Genomic DNA, 23952 nt, shown 5'->3' on the forward strand with positions numbered 1-23952 from the left:
ATTACCGTTCGTACAATTCGAAAAATGTTCTTACGAACAAAATGGTGGTATAGTACAACACAAATTTCAAGATGTCGCCTGTACCTTGGTAAGTATTAATAGAAAGTGATGACTACATATTTAGATTTCAACGCAACTACCCCCGTACTGCCAGAAGTAGCAGATTTAGTTTACAAACTAATGGTAGAGGAATACGGAAATGCCGGAAGCAGAACTCATTCATTCGGTGCCACCGCAAAACAGGCTGTTGAAAAAGCAAGGAAGCAGGTAGCCGATGTAGTTAACGCTGATAAGTCAGAGGTCATTTTTACAAGCGGCGCCACAGAAAGTAACAATATTGCGATTCTGGGCTTAAAAGGGTACGCCGAAAAGAATAACAAGAAGCACATCATCACTACCGCCATTGAACACAAAGCGGTACTTGAACCTATTGAAAACCTTGTGAGCCATGAGTTCGAAGTAACTTACATCAAACCCGATCAGTCTGGAGTAATTGATGTAGAAAGTATCGGTAAAGCACTGAGAGAAGATACCCTTCTAGTTTCTGTTATGCATGTTAATAACGAAACCGGAAGTATTCAGCCAATTGGAGCCATTTGTAATTTACTCAATGAGCACAGTGCCTATTTACACGTAGATGCCGCTCAAAGCTTTGGTAAGTTCAGTGACGAACTGGATAACAAAAGAATTGATTTTATCAGTGCTAGTGGGCACAAACTTTACGCGCCCAAGGGAGTGGGAGCATTAGTAACTCGAAAGCGTGGTTTCTTGAAAGCGCCGCTTAAGCCGCTCTATTTTGGTGGTGGTCAAGAGAAAGGGCTTAGACCAGGTACACTTCCTGTCCAGCTAATAGCAGGCTTTGGTTTTGCCTGTGAGTTGGCTCAAAAGAATAAGGTTGATTGGCAGAACCACAGCACAAAAATAAAAGAAAAATTCTTGGCTTTGATTAGTAGGCTTGGAGGAAAGGTTATCGGCGAAAATACTTCCCCTTTCGTTACTAATTTTTATATACCCGGCGTGAATTCAGAAGCAGCGATGGTTATGCTGAAAGATGTGATAGCAGTTTCGAATGGTTCTGCTTGCACATCTTCAAGCTACCAACCATCACATGTTTTAACTGCTATGGGGCTTACTGAGGACGAAATCGCAGGGTCTATTAGAGTGTCTTGGTCGCATATGACTGATGCCATTCCAATAGACTTAATTGAAGAGCGTTTTAAAAACCTAATTTAGATTACTGCTTGATTGCCAAAGTGGAAATTAAGCAGCATATCACTCACGCTTCAACGGTTAAGACTTTGCCGTTATTTGCAAACAAGAATTGAATATTTAAGGGACTTAAGCATTATGACTCCCTGTACCGCTATGTATTTACTTTCGAAATTTATTCGCATTCTACGTTAACCGAAACTAAAGAGTCAGCAACACGGATATGTAAGAAATCACATTTAGGCTTGGGCAGCAAGAATATAGACAAGAAAATAATCGAGTCCATAATTTAATCAACAATATTGGATTGTTTAGAATGCCCGTGTTATAAAAACAAAAGTTTTACATAAAGATAAGGGAATATGTTATGAGCGAAATAGATTGGGAATCTTTTGGCAAAATTATTCATAATAAACGAAAAGAAAAAATATAAATCAAGCAAGCCTTGCTAAAGAAGTTGGCGTATCTCAACCCGTAATCTCACTACTCGAAAGAGGAAGCCCAATTGGTATTAACGAGGATCGTATAGATCTGTTGAAAAGTACGTTAGGTATCGTTGATGCCGAAATACCAACGAAAGAAAAAGTCAAAACCACTTCAAAAAGAAAGCAAGTATTTATTAGTTACTCGCATCGAGATAAGACTTATTTTGATCGACTTTCCACCCATTTAAAACCTTTGGAAAAGAAGGGGCTAATAGAACCGTGGAGTGACACACGTATATCTGCTGGCGAATTATGGAAAAAGCAGATTGAAAGCGCCCTTAATAAAACTCAAGTTGCAGTTTTGCTAGTGAGTGCAGATTTTCTGGCGTCTGATTTTATTGTAGATAATGAACTTCCTCCTCTTTTAGAAAAAGCCAGTTCCGATGGCGCTACGATAATTCCAGTAATTCTGAAACCATGCCGTTTTATCAGAGAAGAAACGATAGCTAAGTTTCAGGCCATCAACACTCCAGAAGAACCACTGATAGCTGCATCTGAGCATGAGAGTGAGCTTATTTATGATGCTATAGCAGAGCGTATAGAATCGCTCCTTTAGCGTAGCCGAAGGAAAGGATAGGCATTGAGAGCTTCAAATTTACAATACTAACCCGTGAACGCCATCAATTACCCTATCAAAGCCTTCATCATTGTCGAAATAAAGCTGGCTTCGTCGGCTTTTGTTTATTTTGTACGTAGCGCAGGCAAAGGCCAGCCCTTCTTCAAAGCTACTAACTTCTTCATCGAATACTTTAAACACCTCACGCTGCGGTTTTGCCACCCGCTTTTTTTAATTCGGTAATTATTGGCGCCAATTCAGTTTATAATAGCGGTTAAACAGCTTTTGAATTACATCGACCAATGTGAGTGGAACATGGCCCATAAAGTACGTTATAAGTTTAAAGGTGTGGCAAAAGAGATTAATTTTTCTTACAGCCGCCATCAAAATATGCATGAAGCCGTGGCCGATGCTGAGGGAATAGACCTTTCCCAATTCCTGCAAACTGAACAGCAACTTGCCGCTATCAGTAAAGACAAAAAAACCGTAAGAAACTTCAGAGATACCGAATTTGTAAAAATGGGGTTTTCTGATTTGTACTTCTTAAAAAACGGTCAAGAATGATGGTTGCGCCCTTGCAACAAAGACTATCAAAACAACGCGATGCTTCTACCTTAAAGTCGGTGGAAAAACCGCGCTTAGCCGTAAGATGATGTAGCCACCGATAACCACTTTACACAATTAACTCTTATGAAGATTTCAGGCGTTGTACATTCCTAATAACGCCACAAACGCCTAAATTCCATCTATCTTTGGCACCAACAATAAACAACTGATTAACTTTTAATCGTAATAAATTAACTTTTTTGAGATTTATTTTTAACTCGCTCAATGGGCTACAAGGCCCGTCAATTATGGGTTGTTCGAGTTTACGAACCCTTATCAGAACTCAAAAACATCTTGTTTGAATGTGCGCTTGTTAAAAAGGACGCTTAGCAAACATGAATTTCATAGATTCCAGCCTGTCGATGTTATGAGGCGAGTTAGCAGTTGCCATAAAACTTACAAAGTGCTGCTTATTCGAGTAAAGCACCCACTCTAAAACATCAACATATACAAGAACTGGAAATAACAAATTGTCATTGTACTGCCTGCATAGCATACGCTAAGTGCTGCTATAAAACGTGTATGACGAAGATTGTTTCCTAAAAATAATAATTTAATAAGTTACTTTCAAATGGCTGACATATTGCTCATAAATGAAAGTAAAAGGCTAAACATATGAAACTAAACCAGCTCAATTTCCGTGTAAAACTTAGTCCCATTTTTGTCGCTATGGCCGCTGCCAATTTAACTTATTCTTTGCCAAGTTTTTCTCAAGAAATCGATAACGACGTCCCCGTTGTTGAAAAGGAAGAAAACACCGACGATGCCCCAGATATTGAAGTTTTAGAGAGAATTACTGTATCTGCTACCAAACGTGATACAGACCTAATGAACACGCCAGTTGCAATTTCTGCCTTCACCGAAGAGCAATTGAACAAGATAGGCATTACTAATGTAAAAGATTTGAATAACGTGGTGCCTAATATGAGCATCATGACGGATAGAGAGTCTTCAGCTCCAATCATTACCATGCGAGGCGTACGCTCAACCAATACTACTGAGTGGGGAGATCCTGCCGTTGGTGTGCATTATGATGGGATTTATTCACCGCGCCCCCAAGGTGCCCTTTCGTTAATTTTCGATGTAGAGCGAGTTGAAGCACTACGTGGTCCTCAAGGTACGTTATTTGGACGTAACTCTACGGTAGGGAGTTTGAATATCATCTCCGCAAAACCGAATTTAAATGAGGTAGAAGGCAAAATTGAATTAGAAGCGGGACGATGGAATCAACAAGTCATCAAAGGAGTATTAAATGTTCCTATTTCAGATTCATTTGCGTTAAGAGGCTCATTCTTTAAAGAAACAAGAGACTCTAATTTAAACGGTTATTACGACCCTAACCAATGGGATCAGCGTTACCTAGGTCTTGATACATCACAACTTACGCCCATCAGTGAAGGCATCACTCCAGCGGATCGCGATACTGACAACCGCACCTATTTTAATGACACCTTATATGAACCCATAAAAGCCGATCCCGCTGATTTTTATAATAACTCAGACCAATATGCTTTCAGGATTTCTGGGCTATATTCCCCAAGTATAGATTTTTCTTGGCAGTTGACTTTCGAGCGTTATGTTGATCAAGGTGCTGGCACAGCTGCTTCCCGTGATTGTGAGAAGATAAAAGATAGACCTTCTGATGTGAATGGTGGCTCGTGTACCGATTTGTGGGGAACGGAGGATAATCATACCGTATATGTAAATGTTCCGGGTAAAGTAGATTTGACCCTAGATAGCTATCGTTCGAGCATTCACTATGACATAACCGACGATATTCAGTTTTCCTATTTAGCAGGTTTTCAAAGCCAGGAGCGTTCAGGACAGGTTGATTTAGATCAGGGTATGTATTTCTATGATCAAATACTCAAATGGATTGATACGGATTATGACTCTTGGTCCCATGAGTTACAGTTTAAGTCTACGGGTGAAAGCGATTTACAATGGATTGTGGGCTATTTCAATCTTAAAGAAGATAACTCAATGAACGGCCAATATCATGGGGCAATGGGAGGGGTCTCATGGTGGCTTCAACCATCGCGCACGGTAGAGTCTGAGGCATTTTTTGCGCAGGGTACTTACGCGTTTACGGATAAGTTGTTTCTAACCCTAGGTGCTAGATATACGGAAGACCAGAAAGAAGATAAAGGTGGCCGAAACCTAGGGTGTTTCTCAAACGAATGTTATACCGATGTGGCTTGGGGAGAGGTCTGGGATTATATTGATTGGTCAATTCCTTTAGATGAGCAAATTGAGAATACCAGCGCGGTGCGTGCGAATTTAAATGCACTACCTGTTGATTACTACGACTCGCCTGTTGAAGGGGCTGAAGTAGACAGCGAAAATGACGTAAAACAAAGCTGGTCAAAAACCACTTGGCGTGTGGGCTTAGATTATCAAGCCACTGCAGATACCCTGTTTTATAGCTATATTGCCAATGGCTTTAAAGGCGGCGGTATTGGCGACATTTTAATCAAGCAATCAGATGGTACACGCTTTGATACCAGTTACGATGGTGAAGAAGTGGTGACTTATGAGATTGGTGCCAAAACAACACTGTTAGACGGCAAGATGAATCTGCGCGCAAATTACTTTTTCAGTGATTATAAAAACCAACAGTTCTCTACTTGGACAATTTACGACACTATTACTGAAATGCAGGAAGACCCGCGTACCGGTGAGATGATTGAAATGACCCAAGATTTTGGGACATTTTTAACCCGCAATGCATCTAACTCAAAAATCTCTGGCTTAGAGTTAGAGATGGATTTAGTACCTTGGAAAGGTGGTTTCATTGGCGGTTATTTAACTTTTCTTGATACCGAAATTACATCTGACTATTGGAAAGCTTGGGGCTCAGAACCATCACAAGTTTTTGCTAATCCAGACGACGTAGAGATACCAGGAACCCTAGATACGTCTCAGCCTTGGTTTAGGAACCTAAAAGGCAATCAGTTAGCCTACTCCCCCGAAGTCTCGTTTACATTGAATATCAGTCATACCTTTGAGTTGAGTAACGGTGGGCGAATCATCCCATTCGTTAATATTCATTGGGAAGACGACTCTTATACCTCAATCGACAATACCGATAAATGGGATATTCCTGCGGAAGCATTAAACGAAGGAATTGATTTAGATATCTACTCTGATAAACGAGAAGCATGGGCGATGATTAATGCGAACTTGAAGTACGAGACAGCTGATAGTACTTGGTATATAGAAGGGGGAATTTATAACCTTACCGATGAAGATGTGAACTGGTGGCAAGGCTATTCTGGTAGTACACCTGTTGCTGGTAAAGCAAGACGTAACTGGAACATTCGAGTTGGATACAACTTTTAACTGACAATACCAATTGGTCTTGTTGACCGCACAAGCAAGGCCTCGTGATATCTCTTCAGATTCGCGAGGCCTTGATCAACGTATTTATCTTGATTTTATATTACCAAGGAAGCGCGATGACAACTCCTAGTTTTGTTATCAATAGCCAGCACCATACGCAAAACCCTAGTGGGTACGTGTTCCCACTAACGGTGCTCACCTCATTGTTTTTTATGTGGGGTTTTATCACCTGTTTAAACGATATACTGATCCCCCATTTAAAAGCAGCATTTAGCTTAAGTTACACCCAAGCAATGTTGGTTCAATTCTGTTTTTTTGGGGCCTATTTCATTGTTTCATTACCCGCAGGTAAATTACTGAAACGCATCGGCTATCAAAAAGGGATTGTGGTGGGTTTGGTGATAGCTGCATTAGGCTGTTTACTATTTTACCCAGCCGCCTCTAGCCATAGTTACCCTTTATTCCTTTCTGCGTTGTTCGTACTTGCCTCGGGAATCACTATTTTACAAGTCTCAGCAAACCCTTATGTGACCTTCCTAGGGCCAACTAAGACTGCGTCTTCGCGTTTAACATTAACTCAAGCATTTAATTCTTTGGGTACAACAATTGCGCCCTATTTGGGGGCGTTATTTATTCTTAACGAAGCAGTAAGCACAGTTTCAGTTAGCCCATCTGCTGAGTCGGTGCAAGGGCCCTATTTAGTGCTGGTGGCATTGTTATTATTGTTAGCGGCAATCTTTGCGCTTATCAAACTACCTCACATCCCCAGCGCTACAGTGACTGAAAGTGAAGCCATAGGCGCTAGTGCATGGCAACAGCGCCATTTAGTATTAGGTGCGCTGGGTATTTTTGTGTATGTCGGTGCTGAAGTTGCGATTGGTAGCTTTATAGTCAACTTTTTAGGCGAGAAGAATATTGCGGCGCTAGAAGAAGCAGAGGCGGCAAAATACTTAACCTATTATTGGGGTGGAGCCATGATCGGACGCTTCATTGGCGCCGCGGCGTTACAAAAAGTTTCTGGCGGAAAGGTACTGGCATTCAACGCCGCTACAGCCTGTGTGCTATTACTGTTTACCGTGCTAGCTTCTGGCAGCGTTGCCATGTGGTCCGTATTGCTGATTGGCTTGTGCAACTCAGTGATGTTTCCCACTATCTTCAGTTTGGCCTTAAACAACTTAGGAAAACTGACTCCTCAAGGCTCTGGCATATTGTGTTTAGCCATTGTGGGCGGTGCCATTGTCCCTCTTATCCAGGGTGTACTAGCAGACATCCTAGGCGTGCAATTAGCCTTTATTTTACCTCTTTTTTGCTATCTATATATTGCTTACTACGGCTTGGTAGGAAGCCGAGTAACAGCTTAACGTGATTGGAAACGAACATGAGTAAACTAATAACTATAAGTGTAATCCTAAGCTTGGTGTGTGGTCTCGCTGCATGTAAAAGTGAAAATAATTCACAAACACCTTCTGCCAAAAATGCCGCTGACATATGGCCAAAATTGGATATTGCGGTGAAGCAAGACCCACAGGTAGAAGAACAAGTTAAACAAATATTGGCGACGATGACGCTAAAGCAAAAAGTCGCGCAAATGATTCAGCCAGAAATACGCGATATATCAGTGGCCGATATGCGTAAATATGGCTTCGGTTCTTATCTAAACGGTGGCGGAGCTTTCCCAAACAACAAGAAACATTCCAGCGCCGATGATTGGGTTAAGTTGGCCGACGAAATGTATTTAGCCTCCGTGGATGACAGCTTAGATGGCACAACTATCCCTACTATGTGGGGAACTGACGCTGTGCATGGTCACAATAACGTCATTGGCGCGACTTTATTTCCTCATAACATCGGGTTGGGCGCAGCCAACAATCCGGATTTAATTGAAAGAATTGCAAACATTACGGCCACTGAAGTAATGGCCACTGGTATTGATTGGGTTTTTGCACCTACCGTAGCAGTGGTACGCGATGATCGATGGGGACGCACCTATGAAGGCTACTCAGAAGACCCTGAAATTGTCAGAAACTATGCCGCATCCATTGTAAAGGGGTTACAAGGAGAGGCGAATAAAGACTTTTTGTCAGACAACCGAGTGATTAGTACGGTGAAACACTTTATTGGTGATGGTGGCACTTTAGATGGTGATGACCAAGGTGACAATATCAGTAGCGAACAAGAATTGTTTGATATCCATGCTCAGGGTTACGTGGGAGGCCTAACCGCAGGCGCTCAGTCTGTAATGGCTTCGTTCAATAGTTGGCAAGGCGATAAAATTCACGGTAATCAGTATTTATTGACCGAGGTACTTAAAAAACAGATGGGCTTCGATGGGTTTGTTGTCGGTGATTGGAATGGCCACGGCCAAGTCGAAAATTGCAGCAATGAAAGTTGCCCCCAAGCCGTTAATGCAGGATTGGATATTTTCATGGTGCCAACAGGTGCGTGGCTTCCTTTATACGAAAATACCATAGCTCAGGTTAAAAACGGCACTATTCCAATGTCGCGTATCAATGACGCTGTTACGCGCATTTTACGAGTTAAAGTGCGTGCGGGATTATTCGATAAGCCCAACCCAGCAAAGCGCAAATTTTCTGGGCAAAGCGAATTAATTGGTCATAAAAGCCATAGAGAAGTTGCACGACAAGCGGTTCGCGAGTCCTTAGTTTTATTAAAAAATAAAAATCACTTGCTACCATTAGATCCGAAGCAGACAATTCTGATTGCCGGTGATGCAGCAGATAACATTGGCAAACAATCTGGCGGCTGGTCGATTACTTGGCAAGGCACTAACAATAGCAATGCAGATTTCCCAGGGGGAAGCTCAATATTTGCGGGGTTAAGTAAGCAGATCAATGCAGCTGGTGGGCAGGTAGAGCTAAATGAGCACGGCGATTTTACCAATAAGCCCGACGTTGCCATTGTGGTATTTGGCGAAGAACCCTATGCAGAAGGGCATGGCGACAGAGCTAGTTTGGCTTATCAACAAGGAAACAAACGAGACCTCGCCCTATTGAAGAAACTGAAAGCACAAGGAATCCCCGTGGTTGCGGTTTTCATATCGGGACGACCAATGTGGGTTAACGCCGAACTTAATACTTCAGACGCATTCGTTGCTGCTTGGCTTCCAGGCTCTGAAGGAGATGGTATCGCCGAAGTAATACTCGCAAATCCGGATGGATCCATTCAACACGATTTCAAAGGTAAACTATCTTTTTCTTGGCCTAAATCTGCTCAGCAAACCACTGTAAACCATGGTGATTTAGACTATGCGCCGCTATTACCCTATGGGTTTGGGTTAACCTACCAAGATGAAAACCTGTTAGCTGATAATCTGTCTGAGCAAGTCGAGCTGAATTTAAATCAAACCCAGCGCACAATGTTATATACAGGCGCTATGCACAAACCATGGGAAATGCATTTATTTTCTGGTGAGAAAGAAATTGCGGTTAATTCTAACTCTCATCAATTAAACGGATTAACTTTTCGCACTGTGGATAGAGAGGTCCAAGAGGATTCGTTTTTAGTTAATTTAGATGGCAATCAATTGTCTGGTGTGAAAATAGTCAGTGAAAGTCATTTTAAGGAAGACCTCAACCAAGAATTTTTGGCTGGCAGTACAATATCAATGTTAATCAAAGTGACTAAGAAACCTAGCGACAATGTCTACATCGCCATGAATTGTGAAAGTTTTGGCGACGACGCAGGCAGTTGCAGTGGGAGACTAGATATCAGCTCAATAGTCGATGCATTGCCGGTTGACGAGTGGCATCCTCTGAATATTGACTTGCAGTGCTTTGCGAAAATGGGTATTAAGTTTGATAGCTTAGTGTCGCCTTTTTCATTAGAATCTGCAGGTGCAATGCAAATATCACTATCGGAAATAGGGTTCATTCCGCAGCCTTCCGATGAAGCGACATTTAGCTGTAATTGAGCTAACGGATAGCTGGCTACAACTGATAAAGAAAACTTGTTCTTAGAATAACGCAATATCTTGGGACAAGTTTTCAGCAGGTTGCTAGAGCATATATCGTAATTGGTATTGGTAACTTCCCTATCAACAAATTCGTTGGTTGAGATTGAAAATTACGATAGCATCGGTAGCGGATTCATTACTCACATATTCTGACAAATTATTGCGGTGTACAGTGGACACCTTTCGAAGGATTTTATTTAATTACGCCTATGTCGACGTTTAAATGTGTAGTTACGCTCTATGAGTAGCGTTGTATTTAACTTAAATGACATCACATTAGTAATGACTATTGTTCTGTCAATTTTGTTTTCCTTAATGCTGTTATCCAGTCACCGTATGAATGATAATAGCGCTTACTTACTCGCAGCATTCTTAATTTCCCACGCATTTATAGCTTTTCATGAGTTGACCTTCTTCGGAGAAAAGTTTCGTTTTGAAGCCTTGGAATTTGCGCCAAATATACTTTTTGTAGGTAGTCTCGCGTATTGTCTAGATGCAGTATTGCTCTACTTTTATATTAAGTCATCGGTGTTTAGTGATTTCAAATTTTCTAAAAAATATTTAGTGCACCTTATTCCTTTCTTCCTATACGCCATCTATTTGATCTTTAATTACTACAGCCTTAGTGACATCGCAAAACAAATCGTTATTGAGAATTGGGGGCTGTATAGCACATGGCACTATGTTGCCACTGATACTTCTATTAAGCTCCTCAGGTTAGCTTACTTAATCGGTTGCTTTGTTTTAATCGCTAGATACCATAAACGTCATAAAGAAGAGCGGGCGGATATTTCAACTATTGATTTAAATTGGCTTCGTTTACTTCTTATAGGTTTTTTGGCCATTATGCTCACAGAAGCTTTTTTAAGCATATTGAAAGTCATCAATCTTAGCTATGCAATTGAAGTAGAAACGTTTATTAGTATAGGTCTACTTTCTTACTACATTACCTTTTTGCTAGTAGTCTCTTTATTATTTTATAGTGTAACTAAATCCCATTCTATTATTCCCATTCCAACAACAGATGAAAATCAGAATTTTGACGAAAAGAGTGTGTACAAACCCGTCTATATTGAACGGATAGAAACTATAATGCGGAAGGAAAAGCCTTATCTTTTATCAGATATTACCATTGATGAATTGGCCAAAAAACTGCACGTTTCAACTAAAGATTTATCAGTTACTTTAAATCGTCATTTTCAAATGAATTTTTACGAATTTATTAACAATTACCGAATTGAAGAAGCTAAAACTTTGTTGGTAGAGGACGTAAACAAATCTATTACCGACATTTACTTTGACGTGGGATTCAATAGTAAGTCAGTTTTTTATACTTTTTTTAATAAAAAAGAAGGGATTACCCCCTCAGAATTTAGAAAACGTCATAGTAACAACTCTTAATTGCAGATACTTATTTGTTCTAATTATTCAGACCAGTTGACTACAATAGTAAAAAACAAAATTCTATGAGTAAATTGACCACTGAAACACTTTGCTTTTGAGGAGTAACAGTTAAATTTTCATGGCTTACCCTCAACCTGCCCATGAAAAGCCTCAATCGCCTTATCAAAGCTTTCATCGTTGTCGAAATAAAGCTGGCTTAGTCGGCTTTTTTTTATTTTGTAGGTAGCGCTGGCAAAGGCTAGCGCTTCTCTAAAGCTACTAAATTCTTCATCGAATACTTTGAGCACTTCGCCCTGTGGTTTTGCTACCCGCGTTATGTTGCCGTTTACTTCATAGTCGAACCCAGGAAATTGAAGGCGTGAAAGGGTTTCTTTGCCCAATCGCATACCGCCTTTTAGGCTTATTTGAAATGCGGCGTCCATTTCTTCTATTTCTTCCATGCTCCAATGGTTAAACACCCTAATGGCCTTTTTGTACTTTACTGCCAATCGCTTTTTTAAGGTGTTTATTCTGGGTTCTAGGGTGCCGTTGTTTTCGTTTTTTAGTAGGTCGAAGCATTCGTTACATGAAGGTACGGAAATGAAGTCGGCCTGCAGATGGCCGCTTTGCCAGTCGTGTATGAATTTTATGGGCGGAATATAGTCTTGGCGGGCGGTTTCGCAGCCGCAGTAAAAACAGCAGCCGAAGTCTTCTGAGTTTACGGCCCTTAGTGGCTGATAGAATTTTTGGTAATTCTTTACTGACATGCTGCTATTTATCTGAAAGTTGTTGCTAAAAAACAGGGCTATTTGTGGTCGCTACGTTAACACAGCAAGCCGTTCGTGAAAGTTAATTGTGGTGTTTCAAAATGAAAAAAGCGCCACCCTTCGGCAACGCTTTGCTTAATAGCTTAATCACTATTTATGACTTAACCAGTAAAACCTATAGCCGCGATGGCCTGCTGTGCGGGTCGCCTTCAATGTGATCTTTTGGTTCCCGAGGTTTAGGTTTTGCCGCTATAGGTACCTCTTCTTCGGCTTCCTCACCTTCATCGTCAATATCCCACGTGCCTTCTGCGCTCCATGGGTCGTCGTCTGGGAACTCACCAATATTGATTTCTTTTACCGAGTAGTCGGGCTGGTAACGCATGTCGTAGTTTGCGGCCCGCACAATGGCAATACACAACATAAAGGCAACAGCTAATAGCGGTACGCCCCCTATTATTGATGCGGTTTGTAGTGTTTCTAGCCCGCCCACAAACATAAGCACTATGGGCATGAATGATAGCGCAAAGGCCCAGAATAAGCGGTTCCAGCGCAGCGGCTCTTCGTCTACTTCTTTTTGCACTACAGCAGCTAGAATGTAAGAAATAGAATCGAAGGTAGTGGCGGTAAATATTAACGCCAATAAGGTGAATACAAAGATAACTAGGTAGTCCATAGGCAGCGTATGCAGCATGGCAAAAATGGCCGCCGTTGGGCTTTGTTGGTTAAGTATGGTGACTACGTCTAGTTCACCTGAAAGCTGTAGGTACAGGCCATAATTGCCCATTACCATGAAGAATAAGAAGCAGCCCATGGTACCGAAGAACATAGAGCCCGCCACCATAGTACGGATGGTACGGCCCCTTGAAATACGCGCGATAAATAAGCCTACGCTTGGTGCAAATACCAGCCACCATGCCCAGTAGAATATGGTCCAGTCTTGCGGGAAGTGCGTGTTTTCAAAGCCGTTAAACTCGGCGAAGGGTTCTAGCCATGTGGCCATTTTTATGATGTTGCTAAGTACACGGCCTAAGGCATCTAAACCTGTGTTGGCCATAAACAAAGTTGGGCCCACAATAAAGATGAACAACAGCAAACCAACCGCCAGCCAAAAGTTAATGTCTGACAGCAGCTTAATGCCTTTTTTAAGGCCAACATAGGCGCTGTAACCAAATATAGCGGTACAGGTAATTAGCACCACTACTTGCGTAGTTAACGATTTTGGAACCCCGAATAGTTCGTGTACCCCTTCGTTTATCATAGGTGCAGCTAAACCAAGCGTTGTCGCCCCGCCGCCTAGCATGCCGAAAATAAAGCTGATATCGATAATTTTACCTAACCAGCCGTGGGCCATTTTCTCGCCGATTACCGGCATAAGGGCTTCGGATATTTTAAGTACGCTGTGATTACGTACGTAGTAGAAGTAGGCAATAGGTACCGCAGGAATAAGGTAAATAGCCCAGGCTAACGGCCCCCAGTGGAATATACCGTAGGCCGCGGCCCATTTTGCGGCTTCAGGGGTTTCGCCCTCTATGTGAAACGGCGGTGCTTGGTAGTAGTACACCCACTCAATCATAGACCAGTACAAGATAGACGCCCCAATACCGGCACAGAACAGCATGGCGGCCCAAGATACGGCCGAGAACTCAGGCTTTTCTTCAGGCTCGCCCAGTTTTATTTGGCCAATGTCGCTAAACATGATGTACACCATGAAGCCACCTGCGCCTACACCTAGCAATAGGTATAAAACGCCCAGCTTGCTGGTAACAAATTCTTTGGCTGAGGCTACCCACTGTGCGCCTTGGTCGGGCCAAATGATAAGAGGAAGGGTGACAGAAAGAAGAAGAATAAGAGAGCCAAAGAAAGTTGGCTTATCAATTACGCTAAACGCGCTTTCCTTTTCAGTGGAGACCTTCGGCGAGGCCGTATCACGGGTATTACTACTCATACACGATCCTTTGTTTTACTTTTTATCGATGCCATTGTGCAATGAAGCTTTAAACGGACAATCTTTTAAAACAGTTTATCAGAATTATGTTATGCATGTTTATTACAGCGTTTGGCCGGTTAATAAATTAAACACTGAAACGGGTCAGATGGATGTATTTACGCGATTGAATGAACAGACTTCTTGGTTGAATAAACGTAGAATATAAAACATTAGATTATTATTATATAAAGGCGTGTGTTATACGTTTTTTATTGGTGAATTTTAAAGGAGAGCGCATTGGAAAGCTGGACAACAACACCGTTTGAACCGTTAGCTGGGTTAGCAGGCGGGCTGCTTATTGGTTCGTCAGTGGTACTTCTACTTTATACACTGGGTCGTATTGCCGGAATATCGGGCATTGCAGCAGGCGCGATGACACAGCGCGGCATTGAACGCTACTGGCGGCTGGCGTTTTTATTAGGAGTTGTATTAGCTGCTGTGCTTTACATGGTGTTTGTTGGTAATTTACAGGTTCAAACACAAATGAGCTCGGCATGGTTGGTTGTGGCTGGTTTGTTGGTGGGCTTTGGTACACGCCTTGGTTCTGGATGTACGTCGGGCCATGGCGTTGCAGGTCTTTCAAGGCTATCCCCGCGTTCTATTGTTGCCACACTCACGTTTATGAGCGCGGCTGTACTCACCACCACAATTATCAGACATCTGTAAGTAACCGAGGAGAGAATGTTATGAGAGCAATTATCGCCTCGCTTATTTGCGGGCTTCTGTTTGGCTTCGGCCTTATTGTATCGGGTATGAGCAACCCTGCCCGCGTGCTGAACTTTTTAGATCTAAGCGCTAATTGGGATGCCACATTAGCGTTCGTAATGGGCGGCGCTATTTTAGTAGCTGCACCAGGTATGTATTGGGTACGCAAGCGCAGTAAACCGCTTTTTGCGAATAAATTCGATATCCCTACCAGCAAAACCATTGATGCAAAGTTGATATTAGGCTCTGCCGCGTTTGGTATTGGCTGGGGAATCAGTGGTTTCTGCCCAGGCCCTGCTGTAGTGGCGATTGCCTCGCTTCAAACTGACGTGCTGTTGTTTGTAGGTGCCATGATTGTTGGTATGCTGGCTCAGCATTGGTTGAAACCAAAGGCCAATTAATCTATCTCTGTAGCCTCAGACACCAATCTTGCCCCGCCCTCTTCCTCAAGCTGAAAATATCCATAGCTTTTGCGAAGTTATGAGAGGCTTTCGTACAGAAAAAAGCGTCATTCGTTAGCCTCTGTTTTATTAATCAAAAGTATAAATTTAAATATAAAGAAAAAAATGCTTCATTTTGTTGTTGCAAACGAGTAAAAGATTTGTAAAATGTCCATCGTTGGTCATAAATATGCACATTATTACGGTATGCAGTTTTCGGTGTAAAAAGCACACTCAAAATTACAAGGTCTGTCAGGAGGCTTCATGGGTCATCGTCAAACAAGTCAACACAACACAAAGCATTTTCAGAAAAAGCGCTTATCTATTTTAGTATCTTCACTTTTCGCATGCACGGGGGTAAGCATGTTAGCAATGGGCAACCTAGCCTATGCACAAGAAGAAGTGCCGGAAAAACCAGAAAAAGAAATAGAACGAATTTTTGTTACTGCAGTGCCAGGGGGAAGCGTAGACCCACTAGAGTCGTCAGTATCAATTTCTAGCATAGACTCAGACAGCCCAGTTTTTGAAGTATCTCGTACAACCGCTGAAATACTTAGACAGATTCCAGGAGTCCGTTCAGAAGCGTCCGGTGGTGACGGTAATGCGAACATTGCAATTCGCGGTTTACCAATAGCTTCTGGCGGTGCAAAATTCTTGCAGCTTTGGGAAGACGGCCTTCCAGTATTAGAGTTTGGCGATATCTCTTTTGCTAACGCGGATATCTTTTTAAGAGCAGACGCAAACGTAGCACGAGTTGAAGCTATTCGAGGTGGTTCGGCATCGATACTTGCCAGTAACTCACCCGGTGGTGTTATCAACTTTATCAGTAAAACGGGTGAGCAAGGCGGCGGCACAGTAAGACTTACCAAAGGGCTAACTTACGATACTACTCGATTAGATTTTGAAGCCGGTCATAACTGGGAAAATGGTTGGTATGGCCATATCGGCGGCTTTTACAGAGTAGGTGAAGGCCCTCGTGAAGCTGGATATGATGTTAACAAAGGTGGTCAAATCAAGGCTAACCTTACGAAAGAATTTGATGGCGGTTATATCCGCGGTAATATGAAAATACTTAACGACCGTGCAGTGGGTTATATGCCAACGCCTATGTTCGTAAGTGGTACAAATGCGAATCCGTCATATAGCTCTATTCCGGGTTACTCGGCTAATGGCGATACCCTACAAAGCGTTCATACAGATATTATTCAGGTATTGGATGAGCAAAATAATGTGGTGCAAAAGCGTCTTTCAGACGGCATGCAATCTGACGTAAAGCAATTTGGCTTTGAAGCCAGTTTAGATGACATTGGCGGCGGTTGGGCATTATTAAACCGCTTTAAAACGGCCGATATAAGCGGTGAGTTTGTGGTGCCCTTCCCTGCTTCGGTAGGCACCCAGGACAACCGTGGCGCGTTCGTTGGAAACTATCTAGCAGGCTCAGAAGGTCGAACAGACTTTAGCTATATTTATGCAACGGGCCCCAATACAGGTCAAGCACTTGCGCCCGATACATCTGTGGCTGTTATCCACACGTTTAATACAGAGATGCAAGATTTAAGCAACCTGATGAATAACTTAGACTTGAGCAAGGTATTCTCTTTATCTGATGATTCTGAGTTAGAAGTGCACGCAGGTTGGTATCACTCAGAACAAGCAATTGAGAACTTTCAGAGTTGGCCTTCGTATCTGACATCAGTTGAAGGTGGTGGCGACACTGCATATGTTGATGTTGTAGACGACGTGAGCGGAGAAACCCTGACTAGCGGTGGATTAATTTCATATGGCCCCGCTGAATGGGGAAATTGCTGTAACGGGGGCTTCAATTTAGATACGAAGATTGATGCCTTTTATGTGAATACTACCTATTACAGTGGTGACTTCACGTTTGATGCGGGTCTCCGTTACGACTCAGGGCGCACTACGGGTTCTCGTTCGCTCGATGCTAACTCAATTCGTGTTACAGACTTTGATGTTAATAACAACGGTAGTATAGAGGGCGTAGAAGGTCAGGTGTCTTTACATAACCCTGAGCCTGAATTTGCTGTCGATTTCGATTATGATTATTTCTCATATTCCCTTGGTGCAAATTACCTAGTAGATACTGATTTAAGTGTATTTGGCCGATACTCTGTAGGCTATCGCGCTAACTCAGAACGTCTTATTGGCTTGGTTTATACACCTGCGAATGTTGTCGACCCAGATAGCTCAGCCTTTGGTAAAAAAGTGGGTGACATTGACGATGAGCGCATTGAAGATCAAGTAAAAATGTTAGAAATCGGTGTTAAGTATCGTTTCGATAGTTTAGATATCAACGCCGTTTATTTCTCAGCCGAAACTCAAGAAGTCGTAGGCGAAAGCCGTGTTACTGGCGGCCCATTATCTTTACGCGATTATGAGTCTTCAGGTATCGAAGTAGAAGCGTTCTACTCTATCAATAACTTTAACTTCTCTGGCAATGTAACCTGGACAGATGCTGAGATTGCAGCCGACGATTTATTCCCTGACTTTGTTGGAAACGTACCGCAACGCCAAGCAGATTGGGTATATTCTGCTATAGCATCTTACGATACAGAGTCATATACGGTAGGACTAAACATAGTTGGCACGACTGACTCATATGTACGAAATGAAAATGTGTTAGTAATGCCTGGTTATTTAACAACAAATCTGTTTGCCACTTATCGGTTCAATGATGACTTGTCGGTATCACTTAACGTTAACAACTTAACAGATGAAATTGGTTTAACTGAAGGTGAGAATGCTGCTGTAGGTGCATCAGAGCCGTTTACTAATGAATATGTGAGAATGCGTTCAATTAGCGGTAGAAGTGCAGTTGCAAGCATCAACTATACTTTCTAAATGAATTTACATGGCAATGTGTAAGTGTGTCTCTCCATTATGGGTCTGTGTGGGACCCGACATGTGAGAGCAGTGTGTAGCTCTTGTTTTAAGAGCGTGAAAGAGGGCCTTTGGTCCTCTTTTTTTCGTTATGCACATTTTACGAATTTAATAAGAACACTGAATATTTCAGGTTGATATTGAGAGTTTAAATATGCGCAAACCCGATAATGCAATAAAGAAAGTAATCATAGTTGGTGGCGGTACTGCTGGATGGATGAGTGCTTCTGCTTTAGCAAACTCCCTTAAAAAAAACAGTGTAGATATCACCTTGGTGGAATCTGATCAAATTGGAACCATTGGTGTTGGCGAAGCAAGTATTCCGCACATAAAGACATTTAATCGCCACGTAGGGATTACAGAGAAAGATTTCATGAGCCGAACTCAGGCCACGTTTAAATTAGGCATTGAGTTTGTTGATTGGAAGCAAAAGGGCCATCAATACTTTCACCCTTTCGGGCCATATGGTGTTGATATGGATGGCGTGAGTTTCCATGCGTTTTGGCAACGTTTGCAGACCTGTGGTCACAGCGACACCTTAGATCAATACAACATAATGGCGATGGCAGCTAAACAACATCGCTTTAGACACCCCGTTCAGCAGAAGAATACGCCGCTATCTGAAATTGGCTACGCGTATCACTTTGATAGCGCGTTATATGCTTCTTACTTGCGCGGTATCGCAGAAAATAAGGGCGTAAGGCGCATTGAAGGTAAAGTCGTTAATACTACATTGCGAAATGACAATGGCTTTTTAAAAAGTATTACATTGGAAAACGGACAAACCTTAGAAGCCGACTTATTTATCGACTGTTCAGGGTTTTACGGTTTACTTATAGATAAAGTATTTAAGGTACCTTTCGTCGACTGGAGCCACTACTTACCTAACAATAGCGCTTGGGCCGTGGGTAGTGAAAAGCTGACTTCTCAACCTCCTTTTACCCGCTCTACCGCTGTAGAAGCCGGATGGCAATGGCGGATACCACTACAATCACGTACAGGCAATGGCATTGTATATTCTAATGTGCACACGGATGATCAAAGTGCACAAGATACACTGCTACAAAATATAGAAGGAAAATTAGTAGGTGAACCACGAAAAATTAGCTTCAAAACGGGACATCGAGCCCAGTTTTGGGTGAAAAACTGCGTTGCAATCGGGCTATCATCTGGTTTCTTAGAGCCTTTGGAATCAACGTCTATTCACTTAATCCAGTCTGGTATATCTAGGCTCATTAGACTGTTTCCAGATTTGGATTTTGAACAAATTGATATCGATCACTTTAATGAGCAATCTGTCACCGAGTTTCAACAGATTCGTGACTTTTTAATTTGTCACTACAAGGTGACAGAGCGCACCGATTCAAGCTATTGGCAGTTCTGCAAAAACATGGAGATACCAGATAGCTTATCACGCAAGCTTTCGCTGTTTGAAAGCCGAGGACGGATCTTCAGAGAAAACGAGGAGCTATTTAACCGTTATTCTTGGCTTGCAGTTATGGTTGGCCAGGGCCTTACTTCTCGCGGGTATGATGCAAATGCAGACATCTACTCGGAACAAGAACTGAAGAAGAGAATGTCTGATATAAAACACATAATTGATGTAAACGCGAAGTCGATGCCGGAACACGGCGCTTACGTAGAGAATTACTGTAAAATGTAGTTTGAATAAGCGCTGAAACGTAATATTTTGTATAGTGACTCCACTAAATATTACATTGCAGCGCTTAATTTTCTAAGTAAAGTCCGTTAGAGAAATCTTGGTAACATGCTCGGAAATATTTACGTTATTCAGAGATGATGAAGGGAATACTAACGAAGTAATGCATTGCTCACCGTCGTTAAAAAAGCATTCGAATGAACAAGCGTCAACATAAATCTCTAAACAAATAGTATCGCTCGTATCAAACACGATGGGTATGGTCGACGCTGAATCAAACCCTTTTTCAAAAAAACCAGTCTGGCTTCGATCAACTGTTATTTCAGACCTTTTTAGATCAATAGAAATAGAAAAGACCTCACCTTCCTTGTTAGTCCATACGATATCGGTCTGCTCTTCGCTTGGCGATATATTTAAGGAAAGCTTGTAGGCTCGAGGTAGAGCCTGTTTACGCGAAAAATCTGCTTCTTGCGTTCCATATTCGCTAAAATTTGGAAAAGCTGGCGTCAACAGCCGATACGAATTACTGCGTTTACCCAGCTTAATTCGTCTAGGTAGCGTCATCGAACCACGCCACGTATCATCTGGGGTATTATTTGCGTAGTCCCAGTTACTCATCCATGCTGTATACACTCTTTCTTCAAGTATGTTTGGTGTATTATCCCAAGTAATACCTGCGTAACAATCTGTACCATGGTCTAACCAACGAATTTCATCATCTTGCGGTACGAATTCGATACCGTCGAAGCTACCTATGAAATATTGAGTTGCAGATCCGCCATTAGGGCCCACCAGGGTTAATACTGATTAATAGCACCCAAAACTGCTGCCCTGTTTCTTCACATAGTAAAGGAAACAAGTCAGGACATTCCCAAACGCCGCCATGAGCGCCAACGCCCTCACCAAACTCTGACAATTTTGTCCATGTTTTGAGATTCTCAGACTTGTAGAAATGTACGCAATGCCCCGCGACTACAGCTTTAACCCAGTATTGTCCGTCTTGACCATCAAACCAAACCACCTTCGGATCTCTAAAGTCTTTAATACCAGGGTTAGCAATCACAGGGTTTTCATTGAACATGCTAAACGTATTACCGCCATCTACAGAATAGGCGATGCTCTGTACTTGCTCCTCTTTAACAGACTGTTGCGTGAAAGTAGCAATTATTGGAGGAACATTATCTATACCAAAACCTGAAGTATTTTTTTCATCCACTATTGCCCCACCCGAGAAAATGTATCCCAAACCTTCTGGCTCAGCATACAACGCTATTGGTTTGTGCACCCAATTAATTAAATCAGTCGACTCTGCAGCTCCCCAGTGCATATTACCCCACACAGTTGCATCAGGGTTTAGCTGAAAGAAAAGATGATATTTACCATCTAGATAAAACAGTCCGTTAGGGTCATTTATCCAATGACCAAACTTGTAAAAATGAAAGTGTGGCTCCCATTTGCCATTTTGCGATGGGGATGTCTCGCGAAGGGTACTATGCATAACTTACTCATCATTACGAATGTGGGAAAAAAGACTTGATTAAATGTCTATCGTTGGTCATTATGATGACTGATTTTAACAGTTTGTCAACAAATTCGAACAAATGTGAGACAATTATGTCTCCATAAACTTATCGAAGTATATATTCATGTCATCTATAAAAGACGTAGCCGCAAAAGCTGGTGTATCAGTTAAAACAGTTTCAAGAGTGCTGAGCAATTATGACGGTGTAAGCGCTAAAACAAGGCTGAAGGTAAATAAGGCGATGGAGGAGTTAGAATTTTATCCTTCAGCTGCTGCACAAGCGTTGAGAGGACAGGAAAAAGGCATCGTTTGTCTCATAACCGAGAACCTTACTACAACCCCTGACTCGTTCGACATTATTGCGGGAATCCAGCACGAGTGCGAAAAGCACGGCAAATTACTCATGATTGGTGAGTCAGGTGGCAATGTTAAAAGCTTTTCTCGTCTTGTCGATGATTTTAGGCGACAACGCGCCGAAGCAATTATTTTTGCTACCGTATCTCATAAAGAGGTAAGCATTAAAGAGTCGTTCAACAAATGTCCGCTTATATTGGTCAACTGTTACGAAAGCATTTTGAGACATCCAACAATACTACCTGACGATTATTTAGGTGCGTTCAATCTCACCAATGAACTGATCAAGTCCGGACATAAGAAAATTGCCTACCTAACATTATTTGAAGAGATGACCGCAACGCCTCTTCGAGTAAAAGGCTTTAGAAAAGCGCACCAAGAAGCGGGGCTTAGCGTTGAAGACGAATTGATTGTAGTGGGTGTTTGTGAGAACCCAGATGATGAGTTCGCTAATCTCCAAGGTATTTTAAAGGACATTATGTCTATGCCGGAAAGGCCTACTGCGATCTGCTGTGGTAACGACAAAATGGCAATGCGTGTTTTTATGCTTATTCGAAAAATGGGGTACAAAATACCTGAAACCATTTCAGTCGTTGGTTACGACAATTATAAATTGATTGCAGAAAACCTTGTGCCGAAACTCACTACAGTGAGCCTTCCTTACTTTGACATGGGGCAGATTGCCGCACAAATAGCTATTGATAAAGCATTACAAATAAACACCAAAATTCAAGAGATTAGCGGGCAATTACTTTTGCGTGATTCGCACCGCGCTATCTAATACCAAAACCAAGGAAAACTAATGACCGATGCCATATCAAAACGCAATTACTGGTTACTGAGCGGTTGTATACTTAGCTTTTTTTTAACATGGTCATTTTGTTTTTCGATTTACCCAATTTGGCTGAATCAGTCGATTGGTTTGGGCGGTACAGAGACAGGGTTAGTTTTTAGCATTAATGCTTTAACCGCTCTTTTCGTAATGCCCTGTTACGGTTTTCTGCAAGATAAATTAGGTATGCGTAAAAATTTACTCTTGTTTATTGGCGTAATGCTGCTACTCAGCGGCCCATTTTTTATCTATATATACACACCATTACTTAAGCATTCTCTTTACCTAGGCGCAGTCATTGGTGGATTTTATTGCTCTACCGCATTTTTTGCGGGTGTAGGTGCTGTCGAAACCTACATTGAAAGGGTTGGACGCACGACAGGATTTGAATTTGGCAAGGCCCGTATGTGGGGCTCGGTAGGTTGGGCGATAGCGACGTTTTTTACAGGTCAAATTTTTAATGTATCCCCAAGCTTGAATTTTGTGCTTGCCAGCCTTTGTGCACTCATATTTCTATCCTGCCTTTACTTCGTTAAGGTAAGTGAGAATACTACGAAGGAATCGGCTATTAACCAACAGGCTAACGCGCTTAAATTAAGTGACGCTATTGCTCTATTTCGTCAGCGTAAATTTTGGGCTTTCGCGACTTGGGTTATAGGTGTTTCTTGTATTTATGGTGTCTACGATCAGCAATTTGCCGTTTACTTTGCAGCGCAATTTCCAACCCAGGCTGAAGGTAATTCTATGTATGGATACTTAAATTCCTTTCAAGTTCTTCTTGAAGCTGGCGGTATGTTCATTGCGCCTTTCATTGTTAACAAGATCGGTGCTAAAAACGGTCTATTATTAAGCGGAGCTATAATGGCGTTGCGCATTATAGGTTCTGGCTATGCCGGCGATCCTATTTCAATTTCAGCCATGAAACTTCTACACGCCGCCGAACTCCCCATTATGCTGGTAGCCATTTTTAAATATATTGCCGCAATTTTTGACGCAAGACTGTCGGCAACAATTTACATCGTGGGCTTTCAATTCATGGGACAAGTTGCCGCAAGCGGTTTATCAGTATTACTAGGTATGCTGTATGACAAAATTGGCTTCGCTGATGCGTACAAAATCATAGGCCTCGTTGTACTATTTTTCGTTTTAGTATCTGCAGTTGTGCTCTCTTCAGATAGAAGAGCGGACCCGCTAGGGCTCTCACCACAATATAAGTAGACCATTGTAGCTAAA

17 protein-coding genes and 1 pseudogene are annotated in these 23952 nt (G+C 42.1%); 13 read left to right on the forward strand and 5 right to left on the reverse strand.

From position 1 onward, the window contains the following. The first annotated feature begins 108 nt into the window (after positions 1 to 108). Positions 109 to 1233, forward strand: a complete 1125-nt coding sequence (dndA, locus tag D1814_RS07085) for a cysteine desulfurase DndA (RefSeq protein WP_118490871.1) — start codon at positions 109 to 111, stop codon at positions 1231 to 1233. Between the two features lie 510 nt (positions 1234 to 1743). Next, positions 1744 to 2250 carry a toll/interleukin-1 receptor domain-containing protein gene (locus D1814_RS07090; RefSeq protein ID WP_118490873.1) on the forward strand — a complete coding sequence of 169 codons (507 nt, stop codon included), beginning with the start codon at positions 1744 to 1746 and terminating at the stop codon, positions 2248 to 2250. A gap of 39 nt (positions 2251 to 2289) precedes the next feature. Here the strand turns inward: D1814_RS07090 and D1814_RS07095 are convergent. Next, a pseudogene (locus D1814_RS07095) lies at positions 2290 to 2475 on the reverse strand (hypothetical protein); the annotation flags it as partial. 90 nt (positions 2476 to 2565) lie between these two features. Here D1814_RS07095 and D1814_RS07100 point away from each other — a divergent pair. The 5 genes from D1814_RS07100 (at position 2566) to D1814_RS07120 (ending at position 11572) form a co-directional block, all read left to right on the forward strand. Continuing rightward, complete coding sequence (locus D1814_RS07100; protein ID WP_071950446.1) at positions 2566 to 2814, forward strand: DUF2960 family protein; 249 nt, start codon at positions 2566 to 2568, stop codon at positions 2812 to 2814. Between the two features lie 657 nt (positions 2815 to 3471). After that, complete coding sequence (locus D1814_RS07105; protein ID WP_118490875.1) at positions 3472 to 6198, forward strand: TonB-dependent receptor; 2727 nt, start codon at positions 3472 to 3474, stop codon at positions 6196 to 6198. A 116-nt stretch (positions 6199 to 6314) separates the two neighbouring features. Beyond that, a complete protein-coding gene (locus D1814_RS07110; protein ID WP_118490877.1) occupies positions 6315 to 7559 on the forward strand; it encodes a sugar MFS transporter in 1245 nt (414 codons plus the stop codon). 17 nt (positions 7560 to 7576) lie between these two features. Further along, positions 7577 to 10129 (forward strand): glycoside hydrolase family 3 protein, encoded by a 2553-nt coding sequence (locus D1814_RS07115; protein WP_118490879.1) that lies wholly within the window; start codon positions 7577 to 7579, stop codon positions 10127 to 10129. A 282-nt stretch (positions 10130 to 10411) separates the two neighbouring features. Further along, a complete protein-coding gene (locus D1814_RS07120; protein WP_118490881.1) occupies positions 10412 to 11572 on the forward strand; it encodes an AraC family transcriptional regulator in 1161 nt (386 codons plus the stop codon). 119 nt (positions 11573 to 11691) lie between these two features. On the opposite strand, the gene D1814_RS07125 is transcribed toward D1814_RS07120, so the two are convergent. Both D1814_RS07125 and D1814_RS07130 read right to left on the reverse strand, forming a co-directional pair. Further along, the gene (locus D1814_RS07125; RefSeq protein ID WP_118490883.1) at positions 11692 to 12321 is read right to left on the reverse strand and encodes a hypothetical protein; all 630 of its coding nucleotides are present in this window, start codon (positions 12319 to 12321) and stop codon (positions 11692 to 11694) included. Between the two features lie 175 nt (positions 12322 to 12496). Further along, the gene (locus D1814_RS07130; protein WP_118490885.1) at positions 12497 to 14266 is read right to left on the reverse strand and encodes a BCCT family transporter; all 1770 of its coding nucleotides are present in this window, start codon (positions 14264 to 14266) and stop codon (positions 12497 to 12499) included. Between the two features lie 279 nt (positions 14267 to 14545). Between D1814_RS07130 and D1814_RS07135 the strand changes: the two genes are divergently transcribed. From D1814_RS07135 to D1814_RS07150, 4 genes are all read left to right on the forward strand, one after another. Beyond that, positions 14546 to 14974 carry a YeeE/YedE family protein gene (locus D1814_RS07135; protein WP_118490887.1) on the forward strand — a complete coding sequence of 143 codons (429 nt, stop codon included), beginning with the start codon at positions 14546 to 14548 and terminating at the stop codon, positions 14972 to 14974. Between the two features lie 20 nt (positions 14975 to 14994). Next, the gene (locus D1814_RS07140) at positions 14995 to 15414 is read left to right on the forward strand and encodes a YeeE/YedE family protein (protein WP_118490889.1); all 420 of its coding nucleotides are present in this window, start codon (positions 14995 to 14997) and stop codon (positions 15412 to 15414) included. 303 nt (positions 15415 to 15717) lie between these two features. Continuing rightward, on the forward strand, positions 15718 to 18312 hold the full coding sequence (locus D1814_RS07145) for a TonB-dependent receptor (RefSeq protein ID WP_118490891.1): 2595 nt from the start codon (positions 15718 to 15720) through the stop codon (positions 18310 to 18312). 193 nt (positions 18313 to 18505) lie between these two features. Continuing rightward, positions 18506 to 20014 carry a tryptophan halogenase family protein gene (locus D1814_RS07150; protein ID WP_025257072.1) on the forward strand — a complete coding sequence of 503 codons (1509 nt, stop codon included), beginning with the start codon at positions 18506 to 18508 and terminating at the stop codon, positions 20012 to 20014. Between the two features lie 72 nt (positions 20015 to 20086). Here D1814_RS07150 and D1814_RS07155 read toward each other — a convergent pair whose 3' ends face one another. Together D1814_RS07155 and D1814_RS07160 are read right to left on the reverse strand one after the other, a co-directional pair. Then, positions 20087 to 20803 (reverse strand): GH32 C-terminal domain-containing protein, encoded by a 717-nt coding sequence (locus tag D1814_RS07155; RefSeq protein ID WP_118490893.1) that lies wholly within the window; start codon positions 20801 to 20803, stop codon positions 20087 to 20089. Further along, positions 20793 to 21509 (reverse strand): glycoside hydrolase family 32 protein, encoded by a 717-nt coding sequence (locus D1814_RS07160; RefSeq protein WP_118490895.1) that lies wholly within the window; start codon positions 21507 to 21509, stop codon positions 20793 to 20795. Before D1814_RS07160 ends, D1814_RS07155 begins: the two co-directional genes overlap by 11 nt. A 148-nt stretch (positions 21510 to 21657) precedes the next feature. On the opposite strand from D1814_RS07160, the gene D1814_RS07165 reads away from it, so the two are divergent. Both D1814_RS07165 and D1814_RS07170 read left to right on the forward strand, forming a co-directional pair. Beyond that, positions 21658 to 22668, forward strand: coding sequence for a LacI family DNA-binding transcriptional regulator (locus D1814_RS07165; RefSeq protein ID WP_118490897.1), 1011 nt, complete (start codon positions 21658 to 21660; stop codon positions 22666 to 22668). Positions 22669 to 22689: 21 nt separating this feature from the next. Continuing rightward, on the forward strand, positions 22690 to 23937 hold the full coding sequence (locus D1814_RS07170; protein ID WP_118490900.1) for an MFS transporter: 1248 nt from the start codon (positions 22690 to 22692) through the stop codon (positions 23935 to 23937). Positions 23938 to 23952 lie beyond the last annotated feature (15 nt).

The organism is Alteromonas sp. BL110 (assembly GCF_003443615.1).
GTDB lineage: Bacteria > Pseudomonadota > Gammaproteobacteria > Enterobacterales > Alteromonadaceae > Alteromonas.

Coding starts and splice junctions, on each gene's coding strand:
- D1814_RS07120 (WP_118490881.1), top strand. CDS start 10,412: ATGAGTAGCGTTGTATTTAACTTAAATGACATCACATTAGTAATGACT.
- D1814_RS07165 (WP_118490897.1), top strand. CDS start 21,658: ATGTCATCTATAAAAGACGTAGCCGCAAAAGCTGGTGTATCAGTTAAA.
- D1814_RS07125 (WP_118490883.1), bottom strand. CDS start 12,321: ATGTCAGTAAAGAATTACCAAAAATTCTATCAGCCACTAAGGGCCGTA.
- dndA (WP_118490871.1), top strand. CDS start 109: ATGACTACATATTTAGATTTCAACGCAACTACCCCCGTACTGCCAGAA.
- D1814_RS07160 (WP_118490895.1), bottom strand. CDS start 21,509: ATGCATAGTACCCTTCGCGAGACATCCCCATCGCAAAATGGCAAATGG.
- D1814_RS07140 (WP_118490889.1), top strand. CDS start 14,995: ATGAGAGCAATTATCGCCTCGCTTATTTGCGGGCTTCTGTTTGGCTTC.
- D1814_RS07150 (WP_025257072.1), top strand. CDS start 18,506: ATGCGCAAACCCGATAATGCAATAAAGAAAGTAATCATAGTTGGTGGC.
- D1814_RS07115 (WP_118490879.1), top strand. CDS start 7,577: ATGAGTAAACTAATAACTATAAGTGTAATCCTAAGCTTGGTGTGTGGT.
- D1814_RS07145 (WP_118490891.1), top strand. CDS start 15,718: ATGGGTCATCGTCAAACAAGTCAACACAACACAAAGCATTTTCAGAAA.
- D1814_RS07170 (WP_118490900.1), top strand. CDS start 22,690: ATGACCGATGCCATATCAAAACGCAATTACTGGTTACTGAGCGGTTGT.
- D1814_RS07110 (WP_118490877.1), top strand. CDS start 6,315: ATGACAACTCCTAGTTTTGTTATCAATAGCCAGCACCATACGCAAAAC.
- D1814_RS07100 (WP_071950446.1), top strand. CDS start 2,566: ATGGCCCATAAAGTACGTTATAAGTTTAAAGGTGTGGCAAAAGAGATT.
- D1814_RS07105 (WP_118490875.1), top strand. CDS start 3,472: ATGAAACTAAACCAGCTCAATTTCCGTGTAAAACTTAGTCCCATTTTT.
- D1814_RS07130 (WP_118490885.1), bottom strand. CDS start 14,266: ATGAGTAGTAATACCCGTGATACGGCCTCGCCGAAGGTCTCCACTGAA.